Origin of the sequence: Bartonella sp. AA23NXGY (assembly GCF_042197165.1) — a bacterium.
Taxonomy (GTDB): Bacteria; Pseudomonadota; Alphaproteobacteria; order Rhizobiales; family Rhizobiaceae; genus Bartonella.
This window is the reverse complement of sequence record NZ_JBHIRO010000032.1, coordinates 1-6,751: the sequence shown is the minus strand read 5'-3', so window position 1 is coordinate 6,751 and position 6,751 is coordinate 1. Positions and strand designations below refer to the sequence as shown.

6 protein-coding genes are annotated in these 6,751 nt (G+C 41.6%); all 6 read left to right on the top strand.

Annotated elements, in window-relative coordinates:
* Positions 1-82: 82 nt before the first annotated feature.
* On the top strand, positions 83-1,540 hold the full coding sequence (locus ACFINY_RS09055; protein ID WP_375701027.1) for a hypothetical protein: 1,458 nt from the start codon (positions 83-85) through the stop codon (positions 1,538-1,540).
* Entirely contained in the window at positions 1,540-1,965 is a 426-nt protein-coding gene (locus ACFINY_RS09050) for a hypothetical protein (protein ID WP_375630382.1), read from the top strand. Before ACFINY_RS09055 ends, ACFINY_RS09050 begins: the two co-directional genes overlap by 1 nt.
* Before the next feature lies 1 nt (position 1,966).
* The gene (locus ACFINY_RS09045; protein WP_375630381.1) at positions 1,967-2,905 is read left to right on the top strand and encodes a hypothetical protein; all 939 of its coding nucleotides are present in this window, start codon (positions 1,967-1,969) and stop codon (positions 2,903-2,905) included.
* 24 nt (positions 2,906-2,929) lie between these two features.
* A complete protein-coding gene (locus ACFINY_RS09040; protein ID WP_375643563.1) occupies positions 2,930-4,384 on the top strand; it encodes a hypothetical protein in 1,455 nt (484 codons plus the stop codon).
* The gene (locus tag ACFINY_RS09035; RefSeq protein WP_375701026.1) at positions 4,385-6,562 is read left to right on the top strand and encodes a hypothetical protein; all 2,178 of its coding nucleotides are present in this window, start codon (positions 4,385-4,387) and stop codon (positions 6,560-6,562) included. It abuts the gene before it with no gap.
* Positions 6,563-6,578: 16 nt separating this feature from the next.
* The coding region (locus ACFINY_RS09030) for a transglycosylase SLT domain-containing protein (RefSeq protein WP_375655508.1) at positions 6,579-6,751 on the top strand (173 nt) is incomplete at its 3' end.

Sequence of the window (6,751 nt, the reverse complement as noted above, 5' to 3'; positions counted from 1 at the left end):
TTTAACGAACAGTTGCATGAATTGCGTGCAGAGACGTCTCAACGTCATAACGTCACTCGAATAATTCCGACGGATTTCTAATATGGTTTATTTTCCAATCGCTGATTACAGACCAGATGTTGCGGTTGTCAACGGCAGTTTTACGGATATGCTTGTGAATGTTTTACCGGCTGATGGCTGTTACATTCCGATGCCTAATGCAATGGTAGTGTCTCATGCTTTAGAAGAAAAGCCGTTGGGGTGCATAGCCTTTAGAAGTGGCAATGGTGTTAAGATAATCGTAGGAGGAGCCAAAAAGCTTTACAGTTATGATAGTCAAACCAAGGGTTGGAAAGACATAAGCCAAAGTGGTGTGACCTATCAAGCAAATGAAGAGAATAAATGGTCGTTTGCATTATTTGGTGAAACTATTATTGCGGTGAATAAAAATGATAAACCACAAGTCTTTAATACTCATAGCTCTGAACGGTTTGAAGATTTAGGAGGCAATCCCCCGAAAGCAGGATTGGTGAAGGTTTGGGGTGATTTTGTTTGTTTGATGCAATTAACAGATCATCCCAATCGCATCCATTGGTCGGGTTTGAATGATGCAACTCATTGGACGGTAGGTGATAAAGATTGTTATTATCATAATTTTAATGATGGAGAATATGTTCAAGGGGCAACGGAATCGAGCAATCCCCTCGTTTTTTTGCGTTCTGCTATTTATGCTGGTTGTTTTACGCTAGGCTCTAAAGTCCCCTTTATTTTTCAAAAGCTTCAAGACAAGCGTGGATCCCGCAGTGCAGCCTCTATAGCTTGTCGAGGGAGTGATGCTTTTTTTGCGAGTGATGGTGGCTTTTATCAGATCAGTGCTGATGGTCAACTTTTGCCGATAGGCTTTGAGAAGGTTGATAGAACGGTTTTTAAAACCTTTGATAAGTTTGCTCTTGATGAGATGCAAGGGGTTATAGACCCCATTGATAACCGGATTTACTGGTCCTTAAAAAGAGGTAATAACGAGCAAACGACCTTTGTCTATGATTGGGGATTGCAGAAATGGTCGACGCTACAGGGAAAACCTTTCACGTTGTTTCCAGTATTTACGACAGGTTATACTTTAGAACAGTTAGATGAGATCTCGATCAATCTTGAGACATTACCGGCTTCTTTAGACAGCCCTCGTTGGCAAAGTGGCGCACCCATGCTTGGTGCTTTTGATGACCAAAATCGGCTTGTTATGTTTACAGGTGCGCCGATGGAAGCAACGGTTGTTTCGCAAGAATTGGGAGCACCAGATGGAAGTTTTAACTTTATCACGAAGATGTTTGTTGAAGTTGATACGACGGAAGGTCTTTTAAGCATAGGAGAGCGTCGGCTTCGCAATAATCAGACACCGATTACATGGCACCAAGAGAGGGCATGTTCATATGTCACGGGTGCTTATCATGGTCGTTCGCGCAATCGTTATCACCGCTTTAAATTGCGTATTCCTGAAGGTGTTCATTGGAACCAAATCACAGGATTTAATGTGGATTTACGTCCTTTAGGCAGAGGGTAATGGCAAAAGTCTTTTTGACCACGTCTTGGGATATGGAGCGTATAGCGCCTTATCTTGAAGACATCATTGCATCCTTTAGAGAGTATGTAGAGCGTTTCAAACATGAAATCACGTTGCAAGAGCTCCTTGAAGCGATTTGCAGTGGCAAGAAACAGTTATGGCTTGTTTTGGATGATGACGAGCGCTTTTTAGCGGCATTCACGACCCAGATACAACAGACAGTTTTAGGAAAGAAGCGCGCACTGATTTGTGAATGTAGTGGCAAGGGCATTCTTGATCAAGTTGACAATTTGCAAGTTGTAGAGGATTGGGCGCGTGAGAATGGTGCTTCTGAAATGGAGATCTTGGGTCGTTTAGGTTGGAAGCGTGCACTAACCAAGCAAGGCTATGGCATAGCTATGCTTTATTATAGGAAGGAATTGTGACATGGGGAGCAAGACACCAACAACGACAGAACAGAAGCAGGTACAAACAAGCGCCCCTCCTGCTTGGATGCAGAATGTCTTTAAGCGTGGGGGTGCAGATGCGTATAACATGTATGACACAGGGATGGGTGGTAATGTTTATGGTGGTCCTCGTGTAGCGCCGTTAAGTGATCAAACGCGCTATGGAATTGGTGGTCTTGGAAGTATTCCTCATCATTATCAAAATCGCTCTTTGATGAATACAATCTATAATCCAACGTCGGCAGCCATGAATCTTCGACATATGGCCTCTGGTGGTATGATGGGAGAAAATTCGTATTTCAAACAAGCACTTCAAGAAGCATTAGATGATTCAGACACTCAAATTAACAGATATTTCTCAGGTATTGGTCGTTATGCAACTCCTGATCACAGAGAGGAAGTGCGGAAAGGAAGAGATTCTATATACGCTCGTGCTATGTTAGAGCAATATAATCGTGATGCGGACCGCATGATGCAAGCCAATGCCATGATAGACCAAGCCAATCAAAATCAATTGGGCGCCTCAAATAACTTCTTACAAGGTTATGGGAATGCCTATTCCAATGCCATACAAGGGGGAGGTGTGCTTGATGCCCACAATCAACGCCTTGTTGATGCCAATAGAGAACGTTGGCTGGAACAAGACAATAGCGGTTGGAATAGGTTGAATATGCTTATGAACGCCGGTCATGGCTTTGCAAGAAATTACGGTACGACAACGAATAATCATACAATCTCTAAGATAGAGGGCAATAATCCGTGGAAAAATGTAGGGACTATAGGTTCTTTAGCACTTCAAGCAGCACCGATGGCTTTTGGTTACATGGCAGGTGGTCCAATGGGAGCAGCGTTGGCAGGAGGAGCATCCAAGTTTTTTTTAGATTACATGAATCAAAAGAAAGCTCTGGAGAATAATTAAAGAATAGTTTTGTAGGAGAGTGTGATGGCATTTCCAATATTATTTCCATTAGCTGGGGCAGCTTTTATGGCAGCAAGAGCTGCGCCTCATGTTTTTAGGTATCTTGCTCCTAAAGCGGTTACAGGGGCGAATAGATTGGGACAATTAATAACAAAGAACCCCGTGGGGAATTTCATAACAAAGTACCCCAAAACCTCTCTATTTATGACTGGAATGTCAGGTATTGAAAGTATGATGACACCAGAGAAAGCACAAGCCCCATCCAACCCCTATTTACAGAATAGTCTGAATCCATATGGACCATTTATGCCCTATACGGCTCCTAAAGCGGAAATGCCTCTTGGATTTGATCAACATCCACCCATGCCAAATGCACTAGAGAGTACTCCACAAGAACTAAAACCTCATATTAATGAACAAACGCAACCATTAGCACCCGCTTCCCCAACACCGACTCCTGAACTGACAGATGCAGAGAAATTTTTACAGTCCAATACTTATAAGTTTTTTCAATCAGATGCGTATCAGAAGCTCAAAGATCTTTTTGCAGGTATGGCAGAATCTTCATCAGACGGTTCTGGGTGGGATGCGCTTGCAAGTGGTGTGAAGCATCTTAATGAAGGTGATAAACGAAGAGAACAAGTCAATCAAACCGTCGAATACCTAAAATCTAAAGGTTACAGCGAAGAAGAAGCTGCTATCATGGCACGTAATCCGCAAATGCTTAGTGCGATGCTAACAGGTGGTGATAAACCTCAGTTAGATAAAGGTTATGAATGGGATCCCAATTCACAACTAGGTGAACGTAGAGCGAGACCGGTTAAGGGGTCGATGCAGGAACTTGAGTATAATCAGAAAAAACGAGACATAGAAGAGTGGGAAATAGGTAAGAGAAACACTGCTGCTGTAGCAGCAAAAGAAATTAATCATATTGTGGATACAGTTAACAATGCTCTTCAAATTATAGAGAAGAATCCCAAAAAGGCTGCTGGTAAGGTCGGTGCTTTTGCTCAGATTTTCCCCGATACTGCTGCAAAAACATTAAAAAATAAATTAAAAACGCTTGAAGGTGGTGTCTTTGTTCGAGTGATTGAAGCAATCAAAAAGCAAAGTGACGGCGGGAAATTAGGCGTTGGACCGTTATCTAATGAAGAAAGCAGGCGCATAGTAGCATCTTATGGTACTATGGACATTAGCGATAAACCAGAAGAACTATATAAAACGCTCTTAAAAATCAAAGATATGTTTGATCTTTTTAAAAAACTGAATGATGAGGAAATTTATAGGTTGTCAAATGGAATGGAAGTAAGACCGCGTCTAAAGTATTCTGCTCAATATGCTAATCAGTCGATGTCACAAGGAGGTAGTGCAAACTTGCCAACTACAATTAGCAGAGCAAATATTAAAAAACTTGCTATTGGAGATAAAGCAACCGTTCATGATGGTAAAGATTTGTATGAAATTATTAGGGATAGTTAAATGGTTCAGCATAATAATACTCATCAAGATTTTCCAGATTTTGGTACTGGAATAAGAATTATACGCCGTATCCCTAAACATGAATACGAAAAATCGGTAGAGGAACCATTTCCAGATTTTGGTACTGGAATAAGAGTTATACGTCGTATCCCTAAAGATGAATACGAAACATCATCCCAACATCCCGAAATAAGTAGCAGTGAAGCCTTTTGGAATTCTTTAAAGCATGGTTTGAGTTTTAATTTAGATGATGAGATTGCGGGGATTACAGCGGCAGGACGTGATTCTGATGATGAGTTGGCAATAAAGGCTTTTGCGAAGGGGCTTTACAACTATTGGACTGGAGATAAGAAAACCATAGAAAAATATGAGAAAGAAGCCAATAGAATACGTGATTATTATCGTAGGATGAGTGATCAACATTATTGGACTTCTTTTGCTGGAAATGCTTTAGGGTCGGCAATTCCTTCCCTTGCGACTTTAGGAGGAGGATTGTTAGCCTCAGGAGCACGCTTTGTAGCGCCTACACTTGCAAGGAATGTGGCGGGGTCAAAATTAGGTCAAGCCTTTTTGAAAGCAGGTCAGTTACCCCCAAGTCGATTTGCAAGTCCATTTTTAGGCATCACGAACAAAACAACATTGCCGCATTTGCTTAAAGTAGGGGCGGCATCTGGTGCATTACATGGAGCGGGAGAAGGTGAAGGACTTGGTAATACACTTACAAGTACGTTATCTGGTGCAGGTTTAGGAGCGGGTGGGGCATTGGCTGGAAGTGCTTTAGCTCATTTAGCTGGTTATCCGGTAAGCGGAATACGAAGACTTTTTTCTCCTTCTCATAAGGAAGGTGTTGCAACAGACACGTTAAGAGCAATCAGTAAACATTTAGGTAAGGAGGCGTCTGAAGAGCTAGGAGAATCTTTTAAGAATGCGGTCTCTACCGATTATGTAGCTGATCATAGTCCTTTTTTACAGGATCTTGTTTTTGATATCGCGAAAAGAAATCAAGGAGCTTATCTTGATTTGACTAAAAGAGCTGGGCAGAGAGCGCTGGGAGGAGGGGAGCGTATTCATCAAGCTGCTGATGAACACTTTGTTCCTCGTCAAAATGTCACAGGTTTAAAAGGTGATCTTATCGCGAGTAGGAAAGAAGCATCCCATACTCTTTATGAAATAGCTAAAAAGATACCAATAGGAGAGAAATATTATGGGGCACTTAATGAATTAATGGAGCGTCCATACTTTAAACAAGCTTATAATAAAGGGCTAAGGGGATTCATTAGTGATGGCAATAAAGCCAGTCCGTTTTCTTCTGAAAAATTTAGCCTTCTTAAAGAGAAACCCAACATGGGTATTCTCCATAAAACTAAGGAGGCTATTGATTTTATGATACGGGCAGAAAAGAGGCAAGGAAACAATAGCAAAGTTCGTAGCTTAGTAGATATCGACAAAAAGTTATTAGAGATTATGGATGATATATCGTCTGAATATAAGAAAGGGCGGGCATTGTATCATCAATATAGTTCACATGTAGATGCTATGGGTAAAGGTTCTAAAATCCTTAGCAAGTCGGTTAATAAGGATGAGTTCAGTAAAATCTTTGATGAATTATCAGAGGGAGAACAAGAATACTTTAAAAAGGGATCAAGAGCAAAACTTTTACAAGGTATGGGGCAAGCAGGAGATGAAGTATCCAAGGCAAAGGAGATTTTTGGTACGAATGATCTGTATGAACGATTTGCAAAGATTTATGGAGCAGATAAAGCTTCTGCTGTTAAGAATGTTGTCAATAAAGAAGCTGATTATGCAGATTTTTATAACAGAATACCAGGTCGTGTAGCGGATGAAAAGATATCTTTTACGCATAATGTCAGTATGCCAACGGGTAAACGTGATGCAGCTGTACAATTAGCAAAAGCTGCTGGGAAGGCAGCTTGGGTTCCTTTCAAAGAGGCGGCGTTTAGAGAGCGTCAACGGATTGAAAAGGATGTTGTCAAATTGTTAACAGGGGGGACACAGATTAAGAATGATCAAATTGTAGCTCTCATTCAACGCATGGTAAACGCGCATCATAAGGGATATGCGACAAAAGAATGGTTCAAAAAGCTTTCTGCTGCTTTGTTTGGAGGTGGGGGAAAAGCCTCAACGGAGGAGTTGAATTTATTGAGTGCATTTGAGTAAGGGAGGAGATTAGGCTATGACCCGTTCTAGTCCTTCTGTTAATCAAGCGATCCGTCAAGCAGCAGTGCGTTATGGTTTGCCAGAGAGTTATTTGTACCGTGTTGCGCAAGTGGAAAGTGGAGGCAATCCGAATGCAAGGAATCCCCGTTCTTCTGCGGGTGGGTTGTATCAATTTATAGACAGCACCGC